The 16548-nt window shown below is 70.3% G+C and carries 17 protein-coding genes; 6 read left to right on the top strand and 11 right to left on the bottom strand.

The window, feature by feature from the left end; genetic code table 11:
• Position 1: 1 nt before the first annotated feature.
• Complete coding sequence (gene metX, locus QNO12_RS04020; RefSeq protein ID WP_257502852.1) at positions 2-1213, bottom strand: homoserine O-acetyltransferase MetX; 1212 nt, start codon at positions 1211-1213, stop codon at positions 2-4.
• Between the two features lie 76 nt (positions 1214-1289).
• Here metX and QNO12_RS04025 point away from each other — a divergent pair, with 76 nt between their 5' ends.
• Complete coding sequence (locus tag QNO12_RS04025) at positions 1290-2231, top strand: hypothetical protein (RefSeq protein ID WP_257502851.1); 942 nt, start codon at positions 1290-1292, stop codon at positions 2229-2231.
• Between the two features lie 67 nt (positions 2232-2298).
• Here QNO12_RS04025 and QNO12_RS04030 read toward each other — a convergent pair whose 3' ends face one another.
• Positions 2299-3621, bottom strand: a complete 1323-nt coding sequence (locus QNO12_RS04030; protein ID WP_257502850.1) for a bifunctional o-acetylhomoserine/o-acetylserine sulfhydrylase — start codon at positions 3619-3621, stop codon at positions 2299-2301.
• A gap of 184 nt (positions 3622-3805) precedes the next feature.
• Here QNO12_RS04030 and QNO12_RS04035 point away from each other — a divergent pair, with 184 nt between their 5' ends.
• The 3 genes from QNO12_RS04035 to QNO12_RS04045 are packed head-to-tail and all read left to right on the top strand — an operon-like array spanning position 3806 to position 5946.
• Positions 3806-4591, top strand: a complete 786-nt coding sequence (locus QNO12_RS04035; protein ID WP_257502849.1) for an SDR family oxidoreductase — start codon at positions 3806-3808, stop codon at positions 4589-4591.
• A 35-nt stretch (positions 4592-4626) separates the two neighbouring features.
• Complete coding sequence (locus QNO12_RS04040) at positions 4627-5319, top strand: uracil-DNA glycosylase (RefSeq protein ID WP_257502848.1); 693 nt, start codon at positions 4627-4629, stop codon at positions 5317-5319.
• A gap of 15 nt (positions 5320-5334) precedes the next feature.
• Positions 5335-5946, top strand: coding sequence for a GNAT family N-acetyltransferase (locus QNO12_RS04045; RefSeq protein WP_257502847.1), 612 nt, complete (start codon positions 5335-5337; stop codon positions 5944-5946).
• 87 nt (positions 5947-6033) lie between these two features.
• On the opposite strand, the gene QNO12_RS04050 is transcribed toward QNO12_RS04045, so the two are convergent.
• The 9 genes from QNO12_RS04050 to QNO12_RS04090 form a co-directional block, all read right to left on the bottom strand.
• A complete protein-coding gene (locus QNO12_RS04050; RefSeq protein WP_257502846.1) occupies positions 6034-6342 on the bottom strand; it encodes a protealysin inhibitor emfourin in 309 nt (102 codons plus the stop codon).
• A gap of 43 nt (positions 6343-6385) precedes the next feature.
• Entirely contained in the window at positions 6386-7456 is a 1071-nt protein-coding gene (locus QNO12_RS04055) for a M4 family metallopeptidase (RefSeq protein ID WP_257502845.1), read from the bottom strand.
• Between the two features lie 305 nt (positions 7457-7761).
• The gene (locus tag QNO12_RS04060; protein WP_257502844.1) at positions 7762-8718 is read right to left on the bottom strand and encodes an endonuclease domain-containing protein; all 957 of its coding nucleotides are present in this window, start codon (positions 8716-8718) and stop codon (positions 7762-7764) included.
• A 428-nt stretch (positions 8719-9146) separates the two neighbouring features.
• Entirely contained in the window at positions 9147-9947 is an 801-nt protein-coding gene (locus tag QNO12_RS04065; protein ID WP_257502842.1) for an ATP-binding cassette domain-containing protein, read from the bottom strand.
• A complete protein-coding gene (locus QNO12_RS04070; RefSeq protein WP_257502841.1) occupies positions 9944-10732 on the bottom strand; it encodes an ATP-binding cassette domain-containing protein in 789 nt (262 codons plus the stop codon). Before QNO12_RS04070 ends, QNO12_RS04065 begins: the two co-directional genes overlap by 4 nt.
• Positions 10729-11652 (bottom strand): ABC transporter permease, encoded by a 924-nt coding sequence (locus tag QNO12_RS04075; protein ID WP_257502840.1) that lies wholly within the window; start codon positions 11650-11652, stop codon positions 10729-10731. Before QNO12_RS04075 ends, QNO12_RS04070 begins: the two co-directional genes overlap by 4 nt.
• A complete protein-coding gene (locus QNO12_RS04080) occupies positions 11649-12599 on the bottom strand; it encodes an ABC transporter permease (RefSeq protein WP_257502839.1) in 951 nt (316 codons plus the stop codon). The genes QNO12_RS04075 and QNO12_RS04080 overlap by 4 nt, the downstream gene beginning before the upstream one ends.
• Positions 12596-14107, bottom strand: coding sequence for an ABC transporter substrate-binding protein (locus tag QNO12_RS04085; RefSeq protein WP_257502838.1), 1512 nt, complete (start codon positions 14105-14107; stop codon positions 12596-12598). Before QNO12_RS04085 ends, QNO12_RS04080 begins: the two co-directional genes overlap by 4 nt.
• 143 nt (positions 14108-14250) lie before the next feature.
• A complete protein-coding gene (locus tag QNO12_RS04090; RefSeq protein ID WP_257502837.1) occupies positions 14251-15216 on the bottom strand; it encodes an alpha/beta hydrolase in 966 nt (321 codons plus the stop codon).
• Between the two features lie 49 nt (positions 15217-15265).
• Between QNO12_RS04090 and QNO12_RS04095 the strand changes: the two genes are divergently transcribed.
• Together QNO12_RS04095 and QNO12_RS04100 are read left to right on the top strand one after the other, a co-directional pair.
• Positions 15266-15775 carry a carboxymuconolactone decarboxylase family protein gene (locus tag QNO12_RS04095; RefSeq protein WP_257502836.1) on the top strand — a complete coding sequence of 170 codons (510 nt, stop codon included), beginning with the start codon at positions 15266-15268 and terminating at the stop codon, positions 15773-15775.
• Positions 15772-16500 carry a tyrosine-protein phosphatase gene (locus QNO12_RS04100; RefSeq protein ID WP_257502835.1) on the top strand — a complete coding sequence of 243 codons (729 nt, stop codon included), beginning with the start codon at positions 15772-15774 and terminating at the stop codon, positions 16498-16500. Before QNO12_RS04095 ends, QNO12_RS04100 begins: the two co-directional genes overlap by 4 nt.
• Positions 16501-16548: the final 48 nt, after the last annotated feature.

A 16548-nucleotide genomic window follows, 5' to 3' on the forward strand; every position in this document is an offset into this window, starting at 1 on the left:
GTCAGCGGGCGGGTGACTCCAGCAGTCGCCGCAGGTGCGCGCCGACGGCGGTCGACTCGATCAGGAACCCGTCGTGCCCGAAGTCGCTGGCCAGCACCACCGCGCCGTCCCCCAGAGTCCTCCGCACGTTCCGGGCGATCCGGTGCTGACCGTCGACCGGGAAGAGACGGTCGCTGTCGATCCCGAGGACCAGGGTGCGCGCCGTGATCCGACCCAGAGCCTCCTCGACTCCGCCGCGGTCACGCCCCACATCGTGCGAGTTCATCGCCTCGACCAGCGTGATGTAACTGTTCGCGTCGAACCTGCGGGTGAAGCGGTTGCCGTGGAAATCCAGGTACGACGCGACGGCGAACCGTCCGCCGTGCCCGAGCGGACTGACTCCGGACTGCCATGACCGCTGGAAGCGCTGGTTCAGCTCGGTGGGGGAGCGGTAGTTCAGCAGCGCCATGCGTCTGGCCAGAGCCAGCCCCCGGTGCGGCCCGTCGCCGTCGCCGGCGTCGTAGTACTCGCCGCCCTGGAATCGAGGATCGATGTGGATCGCTTCAAGCTGCACCGAGTTCAGCGCGATCTGGTCGGCGGTGTTTACCGGTGGCGCCGAGAGGATGCCGAGGCGCTCGACCCGGTCGGGTGCGGTGATCGCCCATTCCAGGGCGTGCATCCCGCCCATCGACCCGCCCACGACACCGGCCCACACGTCGATCCCCAGTGCGTCAGCCAGGCGCACCTGTGCGGCGACCTGGTCGCGGACCGTGAGATAGGGAAAACGCGAGGCCCACTCGTAGCCGTCCGGCGCGATGCTCGACGGGCCGGTGGAGCCCTGGCAGCCGCCGAGCATGTTGGGCGCGACCACGAACCAGGTATCGGTGTCGATCGGCGCTCCCGGACCGACGATCTCGTGCCACCATCCCTCCGTGGGGTGGCCCGGCCCGGCGTCGCCGCGCACGTGGCTGTCGCCGGTCAGGGCGTGCAGGATCAGCACGGCGTTGTCGCGCGTGGGGGACAGCTCCCCCCAGGTCTCGTAGGCCAGCCGGTACGCGGGCAGCTCCTGCCCGCCCTCCGTCCGGAAGGAACCGAACCCGGCGAACCGGCGCTCGCCGACCGGATCGCCGTCGCGCCACGCCCCGGTGGCCGGTGGCCGGCCGAGCAGCATCCGTGCGTCCGCCTCCGTGATCGGCGCGCTCGGCACCGTGTCTTCGGAGGTCTGCCAGTCCATCCGCCCATTCTCCCGTGTCCGCGGGGGTCCCGATGGCGTGTTACGCGTGTCCGCCGGTGGGAGTACCGTGCTCGGCATGGATGTGATCGAATACCTGCTCGACTCCGATCCCGCGATCCGCTGGCAGGTGCTGCGGGACCTGACGGGCGCACCGGAGGACGAGGTCGCCGCCGAGCGGGCGCGTGTGGCCACCGAGGGGTGGGGAGCGCGGCTGCTGGCCGACCAGGCCGAGAACGGCCTGTGGGACGACGGGGTCTACCGGCCCGGGTGGGTCGATGAGAGCCGGCCGTTCTACGACGCGTGGACCGCCACGCATCCTTCGCTCGAGCTGCTGCGGGATTTCGGTGCCGATCCGCGGGCGCCCGAAGTGGTGGAGGCGATCACCCTGGTCCGGGAGAACGTGCGCTGGGACCATGACGGTCAGCGATACTTCGACGGCGAGGTCGAGCCGTGCGTCAACGGCGGAGCGCTTGCGAACGCCGCGTACTTCGGGCAGGACGGGTCGCGCATCGTCGAGACGCTGCTGGCCGGTCAGCTGCCCGACGGCGGGTGGAACTGCTGGGACGAGGACGGCACGAGCCGCTCGTCGTTCCACTCCACCGTCTGCGTGCTCGAGGGGCTGTGGGCGTGGGAGCAGGCGACCGGCGGATCGGATGCCGCGGCGGCAGCGCGCGCGAAGGGGGACGAGTACCTGCTGGAGCGGCGTCTGTTCCGACGCGCATCCACCGGGGAGACGATCGACCCCCGGTTCACGATGCCGTCCTTCCCGACCCGGTGGTACTACGACGTGCTGCGTGGGCTCGACTACCTCCGTCGGGCGCATTCCGAGCGCGACCCGCGCTGCGCGGAGGCCGTCGAGCTCGTCCGCGGCAAGCAGCTCCCGTTCGGGCTGTGGAAGCTGGAGCAGACCCACCAGGGTCCCACCGCGTTCGCGATGGAGGGCGAGCACGAGGGGTTCCCGAGCCGGTGGGTCACGCTGCGGGCGATGCGCGTCCTGCGATGGTGGGACGACGGCTGAGAGCGTGGCCGGACGACCGAACGCCCGGCCATGAGGTGACCGGGCGTTCGGATGCGGAACGCAGCGCTCAGGCGCGAGCGGCCTCGCTGACCCGGCGCGCAGCGGCCAGCGCCTGCTCGAGGTCGGCCTTGAGGTCGTCGATGTTCTCCAGTCCGAGCGACAGCCGCACCAGGCCCGGTGTGACGCCGCTGGTGAGCTGCTGCTCGGGGGTGAGCTGCGAGTGCGTGGTGGAGGCGGGGTGGATCACCAGCGAGCGGACGTCGCCGATGTTCGCGAGGTGACTGAACAGGGTCAATGTGTTCACGAACTCACGGCCCGCCTCGACACCGCCCTTCAGCTCGAAGGACAGCACGGCGCCCACGCCCTTGGGGGCGTACTCGTTGGCCTTGGCATACCAGGGTGAACTGGGCAGGCCCGAGTAGTTGACCGAGGCGACGTCGGGGTGATCCTCCAGCCACTCGGCGGTCTCCTGAGCGTTCTGCACGTGGCGTTCGATCCGCAGCGACAGTGTCTCGATGCCTTGGATCAGCAGCCATGCGCTCTGCGGGGAGATGGCGGCACCGAGGTCGCGCAGCAGCTGCACACGGGCCTTGATGATGTACGCCAGGCTGTCTCCGACCGCCGCCGTGTAGCTCGCGCCGTGATAGCTGGGATCCGGAACGGTCAGGCCGGGGAACTTGTCGACGTTCTTGGACCACTCGAACGTGCCGCCGTCGACGATGACGCCGCCGATGACGGTGCCGTGGCCGCCCAGGAACTTCGTGGCCGAGTGCACGATGATGTCCGCACCGAACTCGAAGGGCTTGATCAGGTACGGGGTGGCGATCGTGTTGTCCACGATGAGGGGGACGCCGTTCGCATGCGCGACGTCGGCAACCAGGCGGATGTCGAGGATGTTGATCTTCGGGTTGCCGATCGTCTCGGCGAAGAACAGCTTGGTGTTCGGCCGGACGGCCGCGCGCCACTCCTCCGCATCGTCCTGGTTCTCGACGAACGTGACGTCGATCCCGAGCTTCTTCAGCGTGTACTTGAACAGGTTGTAGGTGCCGCCGTAGATCGAGCTGGACGAGACGATGTGATCTCCCGCCTCGGCGATGTTCAGCACCGCGAACGTCTCGGCCGCCTGGCCGCTGGCGACGAGGAGGGCGCCGGTGCCACCCTCGAGAGCTGCGACGCGCTGCTCGACGACATCCTGCGTCGGGTTCTGGATGCGCGTGTAGATGTTCCCGAACTCCGCCAGCGCGAAGAGGTTGGCGGCGTGCGTGGTGTTGTCGAAGACGTAGGAGGTCGTCTGGTAGATGGGGGTGGCGCGGGCTTTGGTCACCGGGTCGGGCTGGGCGCCGGAGTGGATCTGCTTGGTCTCGAAACGCCAGTTCTCGGGTGCGGACATGTGCGTACTCCTGCGGGTCTGTCGGGCGGCGGCGGCGGACACCGCGGCCTGAACCGAGACTAGGCAGTCTCGTGTTCGTCGACAACGAAGGGGAAATGTGACGTAACACCCCGCAGCGCGGCGGTGGCACCCGCAGACCGGCAGGCGGTGCTGCAGGCGACGCGAACCTGGGTAGCGTTGTCGCATGGCGACGCGACGTGCAGTGGTGACCGGGGCGAGTTCGGGGATCGGTGAGGCCGCCGCGCGCGCGCTCCGCGCCGGCGGATGGGACGTCGTCGGCGTCGCGCGACGTGCCGACCGTCTGCAGGCGCTGGAGGAGGCGACCGGCGTGGTCGCGTTCGCGGCGGATCTGACTAGGCAGGAAGACGTCGATGCGCTCGCCCTGTGGCTGGCCGACACCGGACCCGTCCACGCGCTGGTCCACGTCGCGGGCGGGGCACGCGGCACCGAGCGTGTCGAGGACGCCCGTCCCGCCGACTGGCAGTGGATGTTCGAGGCGAACGTGCTGTCCGCCCAGCGCCTCGTGGCGGCGCTGCTTCCTCAGCTGCGTGCGGCCGCGGCATCCGACGGCCATGCCGACACCCTCTTCGTGACCTCCACCGCAGCGGTGACGGCCTACCCGGGCGGCTCCGGATACAACGCGGCCAAAGCGGGCGAGGCGATGCTCGCGCACGCGCTCAGACTCGAGCTGAACGGGGAGCCGATCCGCGTGATCGAGGTCGCGCCGGGCATGGTGTTCACCGAGGAGTTCACCCTCAACCGGCTGGGCGGTGACCAGTATGCCGCCGAGCGGGTCTACGAGGGCGTGACGAACCCGCTCACCGCCGAGGATGTCGCAGACGTCATCGCCTACGCGCTGAACGCGCCCGGTCACGTGAACCTGGACCTGATCACGATGCGCCCGGTGGCGCAGTCCGCGCAGCACCTGCTCGCGCGCGGTCCGCTCCGGGTGCGCAACGCCGAGGTCTGACCGCCTCACGCCGAGACGAACCAGGAGCCTGAGGGATGCCCCGGTCACTGACCCAACTCGCCGACGCCGGCCTGATCGATGCCGGGTGGGCAGGGGCGCTGGCTCCCGTCGCGCCGGTGATCGCGGAACTGGGGGAGCGCCTGCGTGCGGAAACCGCCGCCGGTCGCGGCTACCTGCCCGCCGGTGACCATGTGCTGCGCGCCTTCCAGCGCCCGCTGGCCGGCGCGAAGGTGCTCATCGTCGGCCAGGACCCGTACCCGACGCCGGGTCATCCGATCGGCCTGTCCTTCGCCGTGGACAAGCACGTGCGGCCGCTTCCGCGGAGCCTGTCGAACATCTACCGGGAGCTGAACGAGGACCTCGGGATCCCGCCCGCGACACACGGGGACCTGTCCGGGTGGAGCGATCAGGGCGTTGTGCTGCTGAACCGCGTGCTGACCGTCGCACCCGGAGCACCGGCATCCCACCGCGGGTGGGGGTGGGAGAAGGTCACCGAGCACGCCATTCGCGAACTGGTCGCCCGCGGAGGGCCGCTGGTGGCGATCCTGTGGGGGCGGGATGCCGGCAACCTGCGCCCGCTGCTGGGCACCACCCCGATCGTCGAATCGCCGCACCCGTCTCCGCTGTCGGCGAACCGCGGCTTCTTCGGGTCGCGGCCGTTCTCGCGGGCGAACGACATGCTCGTCCAGCAGGGTGCCGAACCCATCGACTGGCGACTGCCGGGCTGAGCGTAGGCTGTCGGCATGCTGGAGGAGGAATACGACCGCGACCGTCGCAGGCTGCCGCGCCACCTGCGCAGGCTCCCCGCGCCGGAGCCGGAATTCTCCTTCACGATCCGGCCGGTCGAGGACCGCGACATCCCCGACATCCGGGAGATCTACAACTACTACGTGACCAACTCCGTGGTCACCTTCGACGAGAAGAAGTGGACGTTGGCCCAATGGCGGGACAAGGCCGCGTACCTGGCCAAACTCAAGCTCCCCTTCCTGGTCGCACAGTCGCCGTCCGGCCAGATCCTCGGGTACGCGCTGGTGCAGCCGATGTCGAGCAAGTCCGCGTACCGCTACTCAGTGGAGAACTCGATCTACCTCGGGCATGCGGCGGCGGGCAAAGGCCTGGGCCGCGCGCTCCTGCAGGCGCTCATCGAAGCCTGCGAGGCGGCCGGGATCCGCGAGATCGTGGCGGTGATCAGCGACAAGGGCGCTGAGGCATCCATCGCCCTGCACGAGAAACTCGGCTTCGTCGAGGTCGGACGCATGGGACGGGTGGGCTTCAAGTTCGGCCGGTGGCTGGGGACGATCTACATGCAGAAGCACCTCAAACCCCCGAAGAAGAAGAGCCTCTTCCGACGGTGACCGGCGTCCGGGACCGGCGCGGCGATGGGTCGCCGGGGCGGTCGTGGGCGCTAAGGGCGGGCGACCGCGCGGCGTCGGTCGTGGGCGCTAAGGGCGGGCGGGCGACCGCGCGGCCGACCGCACCGCGTCGATGAGGTCGCGCCACGGACCCTGCACTTCGGGATCGGCCAGCGCCGCCGCACGCTCCGCGTCGCCGCAGCGGGCGTCCACGTGCCATACGAAGCGATCCGCGCCACTCGGGGGCAGAGCGCGGCCCGGAGTCGCGGCATCCCACGGGCATTCGTCGATGAGCGCGATCCACTGCGGCGCGGCGTCGGCGTCGGGCTGCGCGCGCCACGTCCGCCGCAGTCCGGCGAATCCCCCGGTCCGCGTCACGGTGACGGAGATCGCCGTCACGCCTTGATCCCCGCTGTGGTTCGCCTCCTCGGCGCCCGCGCTCTCAGGCGATTCCGCCGCTTCGTCCATTCCGCACACCGACGCCCGTCCAGCCCGCTCGGACCGCATCGACCTCCTCCGAGTCCTCACCGTACTCCGCCTCGGCCGCGGCCAGGGTGGCGGCGGCGAAGGCCGTGAAGTCCGCCGTCGAGGACAGCGACCCTGAGGTGAGGGCGCGGTACCAGATCAGCCCAGCTCGCTCCCAGGCGCGGCCGCCGAGGGCTCGGGCGGTGAGGTAGAACGCATGGTTGGGAATGCCGGAATTGATGTGCACGCCGCCGTTGTCGTCACTGGTCTGCACGTACCCGTCCATATGCGCCGGCTGCGGGTCACGGCCGAGGACGTCATCGTCATACGCCGTTCCGGGTGCGGCCAGCGAGCGCAGCGCGACTCCCTGCACGGCCGCGGTGAAGATGCCCGCGCCGATCAGCCAGGAGCCCTGCTCGACCGTCTGCCCCAGGGAGTGCTGCTCGGCGAGCGCGCCGAAGACGTCCGAGACGGACTCGTTCAGCGCCCCGGACTGGCCCTCGTAGACGAGGCCGACCTCGTGCTCGGTCATCCCGTGCGTGAGCTCGTGCGCGATCACGGTCAGGGAGCCGGTGAATCCGACGAACACCTCGCCGTCGCCGTCGCCGAACACCATCCGCTCGCCGTTCCAGAAGGCGTTGTCGTAGTCGCGGCCGTAGTGCACGGTCGCCAGCAGCGGACTGCCGGCGCCGTCGATGCTGCTGCGGCCATAGGCATCCCAGAAGAAGTCGAACGTGGCCCCGAGCCCGTCGAAGGCCTCATCGACGGCGACGTCGCCGCTCGGCGGGTCGTCCTCGCCGCGCACGCGGACACCGGGCAGCTGCTCGCGGTTCTGCGCGTCGGAGACCGTGCGGTCGGGTGCCGGTCCGCTCTCCACGACGAGTGTTCCCGGTTCGCCGATCGATATGCGCAGACGGGAGCGGACCGGCCGGTACTCGCGCGGGGTCTCCAGCGTGCTCCGCGCGGCCTCGGCGGCGCGCGCCCACGCGGGCTCCTGCACTGCGGCGATCCTGGCAAGCAGATACGGAGGGACGATCGCGTGCGTCATGGTTCGAGGCTAACCCTCGCGCCCGACACGCAGCCCGGATGCCGCGCCCCTGTCGCGTCGCCGCGCTGCTCGCCTGTCGCGTCGCCGCCCCGCTCGCCTGTCATGACACGCCGGGCGGGCTGGCAGTTCGTGACGGCGGAAGCCGGTCGAGGGGGACTGTGGGCGGCTGCTCGCCTGTCGCGTCGCCGCTCCGCTCGCCTGTCGTGTCGCCGCGCTGCTCGCCTGTCGCGTCGCCGCGCTGCTCGCCTGTCATGACACGCCGGGCGGGCTGGCAGTTCGTGACGGGCGAGCGAACGGGCGCCGGGTCAGGACCGCTGCGTGATCGCTGCGCGCACGCGGGCGATGAACGTGCTGGGATGCGCGAACAGTTCCGCCTTCGTCACCCGGATCACCTGCCAGCCCGCCGCCGCGAGCCGCTCGTAGCGCAGGATGTCGTGTGCCCACTGTTCCGGGTCGAGGAAGTGGTGTTCGCCCTCGTACTCGATCCCGATCTTCAGGTCGGGGTAGGCCAGATCCACGCATGCCAGCCGCACACCAGCCTCGAGAACGTCGACGTTCAGCTCAGGCTCGGGCAGGAGCGCGCTCACGAGTGTCAGTCGAGCCACGGTCTCCGGCCGCGAAGCGGAGCGCGTGCGCAGCTGCGGCAGGGCAGCGCGGAGCGCGGGGATGCCCACCCGGCGTCCGGATCGAACGGCTGCCTCGAGTTCGGCGAGCGTGGCCAGTGGTGAGGGCACCCGCCAGTCCCGGATGGCAGCGTCGCCGGCCGCAACGAGGTCGTAGGGATCGCGAAACGTCGCACCGAGCATCGCCCACGTCGAGGCCGGAGATGCGACGAGCAGCCCGGTTCGTGCATCACGACGGATCGTGGTCAACCGCGGCGTGGTCTCGTGACCACGAACGCCCCGGCTCCGCGGAAGGCGCAGCGGCGGGAACACGCTGACATCGACCTCCGGACGCTCCACCAGCGACCGCGGAACGGGGAGTCCCCAGATGACCGCGGCGGTGAGGTGGCTGAAGAAGTGTCCGTCGGCCATCCACTCGGCGTACTCGCGGGCAAGGCGCAGGTGATCGCGTTCGGCCGGACCGAGGGGCCGGCCGAATCGGTCGAACTCATCGTCGCCCGGGTCGGGGCGGGCGCGGACACCGTGGAAGGGTCTGTGCAGATCCGTTCTTCTGAGGCGCGAGGCAGGCACGCCGGCGCGGATCGCGGCAGCGACGCTGAAATGAGCGCCGAGGCTGGCCGGCAACGATTGTTCACGCATCCGCCCAGGGTGTCCGCCTCCGGACCGCGCGCTGTCCAGTCCGCGCGGTTTCGTGGATCGCGGGTGCGGCGGGGCCCCTGTGCAGGAAGCGGCGCGAAGCCGCCGACTCCTGCACGCCTGTCACGACGCGCCGGTGGGGTCGGTAGGTCGTGACGGGGGAGCTGACTGACAGGTGCCGACTCCCGCTCGCCTGTCACGACGCGCGGGGCGGGCCTGCGGTTCGTGACGGGGGAGCTGACTGACGGCCGCCGACTCCTGCTCGCCTGTCACGACGCGCCGCGCGGGCCCGCGGTTCGTGACGGGGGAGCTGACTGACGGCCGCCGACTCCTGCTCGCCTGTCACGACCCGCCGCGCGGGCCTGCGTTTCGTGACAGGGGAGCCGAGTGGCGGGAGGAGCGCCGAGTGGGGCGGGCCTTACCCGCGGCGGTCAGGACGAGCCCGGCTCGATGACCGGGATCGACGCGAGCAGGCGCCGGGTATAGGCGACCTGCGGCTGCATCAGGACCTTTTCGGTCGGGCCCTCCTCCACGATGCGGCCGTCCTTCATCACGATCACTTCGTCGCAGAGGTTCTGCACCACGCCGATATCGTGCGAGACCAGCACGAGGGTCAGCCGGTCGCGCACACGCAGCTCGCGCAGCAGCTCGAGGATCTGGGCGCGGACGGTCACATCCAGGGCCGAGAGCGGCTCGTCGCCGACCAGGAGCTTGGGCCGGTGCACGACCGCCCGCGCGATCGCGATCCGCTGACGCTGGCCACCGGAGAACTCGTGCGGGAACCGCTCGGCCATCTCCGGCTCCAGCCCGACCTCTTCGAGCACCTCCCGCACGCGTGCGCGGCGGTCACCCTCGATGCCCAGCGCCCAGAGCGGTTCGCCGATGATGCGTCCGACGCTCATCCGCGGGTCCAGCGACGCATACGGATCCTGGAACACGATGCCGGTCTCGCGGCGCAGCCAGTGCAGCGAATGGGCGCTGGCTGCGGCATCCACCGGTCTGCCGTCGAACTCGACGGTGCCCGCGGTCGGGACATCCAGCGCCAGCAGCAGCCGCACCAGGGTGGACTTGCCCGACCCGGACTCGCCGATGATGCCGAGAGCCGATCCGGCGCGCACGTCCAGATCCGCATCCGCCAGCGCGGTCGTGTACGTCGTGCGCTCGAACATGCTCTGCCGCGGGACCGGATAGCGGCGCGTCAGCCCGCGGGCGCGCACCAGGAACTGCGTCATCGCACACCCCCGGGGCGCCAGAGCGTGGCGGTCGCATCCCGCAGCAGCCCCTGCGTGACGGGGGAGGAGGGCGCGCTCAGCAGCGTCGAGATGGGCGCGGTCTCCACGACGCGGCCGTGCTCGAGCACGACCCCGTGCGTCGCGATCTGGGACAGTACCGCGAGGTCGTGCGTGATGAAGACCAGCGACATGCCGTCGTCCTGCACGAGGGAGAGCATCAGCTCGAGGATCTCGGACTGGATGGTCACATCCAGCGCCGTGGTCGGCTCATCCGCGATCAGCAGGCGCGGCCGGCAGGCGAGCGCCATCGCGATCGCGGCACGCTGACGCTGACCGCCGGAGAGCTGGTGCGGGTAGCGGGCGACGATGCGCTCCGGATCAGGCAGGGCGACGCGGGATGCTTCGGCGACCGCCCTCGCGCGGGCCTGCGTACGCGACAGGCCCTCGTGGATGCGGACCGACTCGGCGATCTGACGACCGATCGTGCGGATCGGGTTCAGCGCGGTGCGCGGTTCCTGGAACACGATGCCGATCTCATCGCCGCGCAGCGTCGCGAGCTCGCGGTCGGTCATGCCGATCAGTTCCCGCCCGTTCCAGCGGACGCTGCCACCGGCCTCCGCGCCGTCGGGCAACAGGCCGAGGATCGCGAGGGCGGTCAGGGACTTGCCTGATCCGGACTCGCCGATCAAACCCACCCGCGCGCCGTCGGGCACCGCGAAGGACACGCCGTCGACGACCCGGCGGCCGTCGATGTTGACGCTCAGATCCGTCACTTCGAGGCTCACGCGACCACCTCCGGGACGTGCCGGATCGCCCCGCGTGGCGGGTGCAGCGGGTCCCGGCCGCGCGAGAGCGTCGGGTCGGTGGCCTCCCGCAGCGCATCACCGAGCAGATTCAACCCGAGGACCGTGAAGGTGATCGCCAACCCCGGCCACAGCACCGACAGCGGATAGACCGTGATGTACTGCTGCAGCTCGGCCAGCAGCAGACCCCAGGACGGCTCTGTGACCGGGGCGCCGAAACCGAGGTAGGACAGACCCGCCTCGGCGAGCACCGCGACCGCCATGCCCCAGGACAGCTGGACGATGAAGACCGGGGCGACGTTGGGCAGCAGATGACGCCACAGATTCTGTAGGGGGGACAGCCCGGAGGCCCGCCCGGCCAGCACGAAGTCGCTGTGCAGCACGCGGCGCAACTCGGGTCGGGTCACGCGCGCGATGTTGACGCCGAAGCCGATTCCGACCGACCAGATCACCACGGCCAGCGATCCGCCCCACACCGCGCTGATCATCATGGCGATGATCAGCACCGGGAATGCGATGAGGATGTCCACCAGCACCGCGACCGACTCGCGGATCCACCGCGCGGTCAGGGCACCGAGCCCGGCCAGAGCGATGCCGATGAGGGTCGCGATCACGCCGGCTCCCACTGCGACGACCACGGTCGTGCGCGAACCCGCCATGAGCAGGCTCAGGATGTCGCGGCCGGACCCGTCGGTTCCCATCAGGTGCGGCCAGCCCGGCAGCGCCCACCGGTTCGCGATCTCCACCTGGCGCGGGTCGAAGGGCGTCCAGAACAGCGCCACGAGCGCCGTCAGGGCAACCACCGCGACCACGACCAGACCGAACCGGCCGGTGGACAGTGCCCACAATCGACGTAGCCACCTCCAGCGTCCGGCGTGCGCGCCTGGGCTGACCGCGGTCATGTCGCCTCCCGTTGCCGCGGGTCAAGGACGCGGTGCACCAGGTCGACGAGGAATCCGACGACCAGGACGAACCCGGTCAGCACGAGCAGCTCGCCCTGGACCTTCGGCAGGTCGCGTCTGCTCACGTCGTCCACCAGCATCCTGCCCACTCCGGGCAGCGTGAACAGCTGCTCGATGACGACCGCGCCGACGATGATCCCGGCCACCTGCAGGCCCAGCACGGTGACGACGGACAGCCCGACGTTGGGCAGGCCGTGCCGGATGAGGGCGGCGTTGCGCGTCAGCCCTTTCGCGGCCGCGGTGCGGACATAGTCCTGACCGATCGCCTGCATCGTCGCGCTGCGCACGAAGCGCATCAGCATTGCTCCCTCCACGATGCCGATCGTCAGCGCAGGCAGCAGGAGCGAGCGCAGCGCGGCAGCGGGATCCTGCCACCCGGCGCGCGGAAAGCCCTGCGCGGGCAGCCAGCCCAGCCACACCGCGAAGACGACCACGAGCATCATGCCGGCCCACACCACCGGGACTGCGGCCATCGCCTGCGCGCCGACGCTCAGCGCGGTGCCGGCCGCGCGGCCGCGGCGCATCGCGGAGAGGACACCGAGCGGCAGGCTGAACAGCAGCGCGATCGTCATGGAGAGGATGCCGAGCGGGACCGTCACCTGCGCCTTCTCGGCCAGCTCCGCCGTCACGCTGGAGCCGGTCAGCAGCGAGGAGCCGAGATCCCCGCGGAACACTCCGCCGATCCAGTCCAGGTACTGAACGGGCAGCGCCTGGTTCAGCCCGAGGCGTTCCCGGATCCCTTCGATCTGCTCCGGCGTGCTGTTGGTGCCGGCGATGAGCTGCGCGATGTCACCGGGAAGCACTCGCAGGGTCAGGAAGATCAGCACGCTGGCGACGAGAAGACCGAGCAGGAGCAGGGCCAGCCGCGTCAGCGTGTAGCGGATCACCCGTTGCTCTTGGCGAGCTCTGCGAGGTTGAGGCGCTCGTTGACGTTGACCGACGGCATACCCGCGATGTTAGTGCCCACCGCGACGACCGAGGCGCCGTTGTAGAGCCAGTCGGCGGCGGCGTCCTCGGAGACGATGCGCGCGGCATCCGCGAGCAGTTCTGCGGCCTCGCCTTCGTCGGTGGCGGCCAGGGACTGCGTGAACAGGGCCTGCACCTCCGGGTTGTCGTAGGTGAAGTAGTAGTCCGGATCGGCCCAGTTCTCGAAGTCGCGTGCTTCGGTGTGCAGCACGAAGCTCAGGTCGTAGTCCTGGTTGATGTAGACGTCGTTGAGCCAGGTGGGGAAGTCGACCGAATTGACCTCGAGCGTGATGCCCACCTCGTTCAGGTCCGACACCAGGATCTGCGGGATGGTGGTGGAGTAGAAGCTGGGGATGGTCAGCTCCAGCGTGATGTCCTCGGCGCCGGCCTCGGCCAGCAGGTCCCGCGCGGCGTCCGGGTCGTACGGGGCGACGTCGGCGAGGTCCTCGAAGCCCGGATCGAGGGAAGGGATGGGACCGTACATCGTCTCGCCGGAGGCGAGCGCCTCGACGAACGCGTCGTGGTCGATGGCCTGGCGGATCGCCTGACGCACCCGCTTGTCGGCGAGCGGCCCCGAGGTCTGATTGAACGCCAGCGTGCCCTTGTCGGTGGACGGGCCGGTGACCAGGGCGAACGCGCCGGTGGCCTCGACCTGCTCCTGCAGATTCGCGTCGAACCCGGTCACCGCGTCGACCTCACCGGCCAGGGCGGCGTTCAGCGCGGCCTGGTTGTCGGGGATGTAGTCGAAGACGACCTCGGCGACCTGCGCTTTGTCGCCCCAGTAGGCCTCGTTGCGGGCGAACGTGATGCTGTCGCCCTGGCGCCAGCCGGCCAGCGTGAACGGGCCGGTGCCGTTGGCCTTTGTCTGGTAGTCGACGGTGTCACCCTCCTTGAGGATGAGACCGGCCCGACCGGTGAGGTTCCACAGCAGGCTGGAATCCGGCGCGCTCAGCGTCAGCACGACGTTCTGGCCGTCCGCGGCGATGGTGGCCACGTTCGCCAGCCGCCGCGAGTCGCTCCACTCCGGGGTGTTCTTGCGGGTCGTCAGCGTCCACACCACATCCTGCGGGGTCAGCGCCTGGCCGTCGTGGAAGGTGACCCCCTCGCGCAGCGTGAACGTGTAGGTCAGACCGTCCGGCGACACATCCCATTCCTCCGCCAGCGCCGGGACGATGTCCTGCTCGGCGGTGCGGGAGATCAGCCCCTGATAGATGTTGTCCACCAGGATCTGATCCAGCGCGGCGCCCGCCGTCTCACGGATGTCCAGGTTGCCCGGCTCGAGCACCAGCCGGATCACCGCGGACGCATCCGGGTCGGGTGCGCTCGAGGTGGTCGGCTCGGGCGTCGCACTGCCACTGGTGCACGCCGAGAGCAGCAGCGCTCCTGCGGCGAGGAGGGCGGTGGCGGCAAGGGTGGTGCGGCGGAGCATGGGGGTCCTTTCGGAGGAGCATCCGATTGGTGCTCGGATGCCGGGAGCGGGCGACTCTGCGGGAATCAGGTCGGTCCGGTAGTCCAGCCTAGAGAACCGGCGAACCAGGGGGCGTGCCCGTTACGCGGAACGCAATACAAGTGTTAACCCTTCCCCGCGATGGTCCGCAGGTGCTCGGCCAGCCCAACCGGGACCTCTTCCTGCAGATTGTGGCCCGAAGGCAGGACAGTCAGGGATGCCGCGGGAACGCGCTCCGCGAATTCCGCGGCGTCCTGGTCGGTGACGTAGCCGTGGTCGCCGCGCAGCAGGGCGATCGGCGCGCGAACCTCGGCCAGGTCGTCCCAGCCGGTCGCGGACAGCACCGCCGAGACGGCATCCGACGTGGCCGGCTGAGCAGACGCGGCCGCGCCGGATGCGGCATCCGGGGATGCCGGCCGGTCCGCCGGCGCCGCTGCGAGGTGGGCGAAATGGTGCTTCCATTCCACCCGTCCGTCCGCCCGGACGCGCGAATTGAAGTAGACCCCGCGCTCGGCCGCGCGGCGGGTGCCGCCGAGGCCGAACGCCATCGCGCGGTCCACGAGCTCATCGCGCGATGACCAGTCGACGGGTCCGGCGAAGAAGTCCCGGATCTGGGCGGGCCCGGCGTTCGGGTTCACGCCCGGGGTGATGTCGAGGATCACCAGCTGTCTGACCAGATCGGGGCGGGATGCCGCGACGGCCGCTGCGGTGAGCCCGCCGAGCGAGTGGCCGACCAGGATCTGCGGGGCATCGGTCCACGCCTCGAGGGCGGCGACGACATCGGGGGCCAGGACGCGACCCGTGTAGGCGAAGTCGGCGCGCCATGAGGAGTCGCCGTGGCCGGGCAGGTCGATCGCGAGAGCGGGCATGCCGAGCGCGAGGATCGTCGTGTCCCAGGTGTGCGCGTTCAGACCGGCGCCGTGCAGGAAGGTCAGGACCGGAGGCGCCTGGCCGTAGCGCACCGCGCTCAGCGTGCGGCCGTCTGCGAGGGCCAGCTCCAGCCGCTCGGCGGGGGGGATCTGCGCCGCGATCCCGGCGTCGGCGGCCTGCTCGGGCAGGAAGGAGAACTCGTCGATGGGTTCGCTCACCATGTCATTGTGCCCTTCCCGTGTGCTCGGTGCCGCTGAGTAGGCTGAACGCATGAGCGAACTGGCGCGGGTACACCTCTCCAAGTCGGCACCGGAGGCGTACAAGACCCTGTCCGCGTTCTCCAAGACCGTCGGCGGGATCGCCGATGATGCGGGGATCGATGCGCGCCTCCGGGAGCTCGTGCAGATCCACGTGTCGCAGCTGAACGGTTGCGCGTACTGCGTCCGGGTGCATCTGGAACGGGCCGAGAAGGCCGGGGTCACCGCCGACACCATCGCGCAGCTGCCGGTGTGGCGTGAGTCCGGCGTGTTCACCGAACGCGAGCGGGCCGGACTCGAGCTGGCGGAGTCGTTCACGTTCGTTTCGGACGAGGGCATCCCGGACGAGGTCTACAACCGCGTCGGTGGCATCCTCACCGAGAGCGAGTACGTCGCCTTGAGCTGGATCCTGGTCGCGATCAACGCCTTCAACCGCGTCGCCATCGCCGGCCGGTACAGTGTTCCGTCCCGCGAGGACATGGCGGGGGAGGACCGCGACGCCGCGTCCGGCGCGGTGTGGTGAGCGCACCCGCCGATCCGGTCGTCCGTGGCGCCGTCAACTTCCGCGACGTCGGAGGTCTTCCGGCGGGCGCTGCGCGCACCCGCTCCGGAGTCCTCTACCGCTCGGGGAACCTGGCCGGTCTCGAGGACGACGGCGTGATCGCGCTGGGCGGACTCGGCATACGTCGCATCATCGACCTGCGTGCGGATGACGAGGTCGTGCACGCGCCCAGCCGGCTCGGGGGCCTGACTCTGCGCACCCAGCGGGTGCCGCTGTTCCTCGGCTCGGTGGCATCGATGTTCGAGGAGGACATCTCGCTGGATGAGATGTACCGGCGACTGGTCGAGGACTCCTCGACCCGTGTGGTCGATGTGGTGCGCGGCATCGTCGCCGATCAGCCGGTGCTGGTGCACTGCACCGTCGGGAAGGACCGCACCGGCGTCACGGTGGCGCTCGCCCTGGCCGCGGCCGGCGTGGATGAGGACGCGATCGTCGCGGACTACGCCCGCACCGAGGCTCTTCTGCCGCAATGGCGCAACCGGCACGTCGTCCAGCTCCTGCGGCGCCTGCACCCCGAGGCGATCCACCTCGAAGATCTCGCGACGCGGTCACCGGCGCCGGTCATGCGGACGCTGCTGTCCCGCGTCATGGCCGGGTACGGGTCGGCAGCCGACTACCTCTTGGCGCACGGGCTGAGCGAAGGGGAGCTGACCGAGCTGCGCCGGGTGCTCCTGCGCGCGGACTGACCGTCCCGGCGCCGGCAGATTCGCCGCAACCAAGGTTAGGCAACCCTT

This window comes from Microbacterium sp. zg-B185, assembly GCF_030246885.1.
GTDB lineage: Bacteria > Actinomycetota > Actinomycetes > Actinomycetales > Microbacteriaceae > Microbacterium.

What these genes read in the sequence shown, in the direction of transcription:
- metX (WP_257502852.1), bottom strand. Translation starts at nt 1,213, where the DNA reads ATGGACTGGCAGACCTCCGAAGACACGGTGCCGAGCGCGCCGATCACG.
- QNO12_RS04025 (WP_257502851.1), top strand. Translation starts at nt 1,290, where the DNA reads ATGGATGTGATCGAATACCTGCTCGACTCCGATCCCGCGATCCGCTGG.
- QNO12_RS04030 (WP_257502850.1), bottom strand. Translation starts at nt 3,621, where the DNA reads ATGTCCGCACCCGAGAACTGGCGTTTCGAGACCAAGCAGATCCACTCC.
- QNO12_RS04035 (WP_257502849.1), top strand. Translation starts at nt 3,806, where the DNA reads ATGGCGACGCGACGTGCAGTGGTGACCGGGGCGAGTTCGGGGATCGGT.
- QNO12_RS04040 (WP_257502848.1), top strand. Translation starts at nt 4,627, where the DNA reads ATGCCCCGGTCACTGACCCAACTCGCCGACGCCGGCCTGATCGATGCC.
- QNO12_RS04045 (WP_257502847.1), top strand. Translation starts at nt 5,335, where the DNA reads ATGCTGGAGGAGGAATACGACCGCGACCGTCGCAGGCTGCCGCGCCAC.
- QNO12_RS04055 (WP_257502845.1), bottom strand. Translation starts at nt 7,456, where the DNA reads ATGACGCACGCGATCGTCCCTCCGTATCTGCTTGCCAGGATCGCCGCA.
- QNO12_RS04060 (WP_257502844.1), bottom strand. Translation starts at nt 8,718, where the DNA reads ATGCGTGAACAATCGTTGCCGGCCAGCCTCGGCGCTCATTTCAGCGTC.
- QNO12_RS04065 (WP_257502842.1), bottom strand. Translation starts at nt 9,947, where the DNA reads ATGACGCAGTTCCTGGTGCGCGCCCGCGGGCTGACGCGCCGCTATCCG.
- QNO12_RS04075 (WP_257502840.1), bottom strand. Translation starts at nt 11,652, where the DNA reads ATGACCGCGGTCAGCCCAGGCGCGCACGCCGGACGCTGGAGGTGGCTA.
- QNO12_RS04085 (WP_257502838.1), bottom strand. Translation starts at nt 14,107, where the DNA reads ATGCTCCGCCGCACCACCCTTGCCGCCACCGCCCTCCTCGCCGCAGGA.
- QNO12_RS04090 (WP_257502837.1), bottom strand. Translation starts at nt 15,216, where the DNA reads ATGGTGAGCGAACCCATCGACGAGTTCTCCTTCCTGCCCGAGCAGGCC.
- QNO12_RS04095 (WP_257502836.1), top strand. Translation starts at nt 15,266, where the DNA reads ATGAGCGAACTGGCGCGGGTACACCTCTCCAAGTCGGCACCGGAGGCG.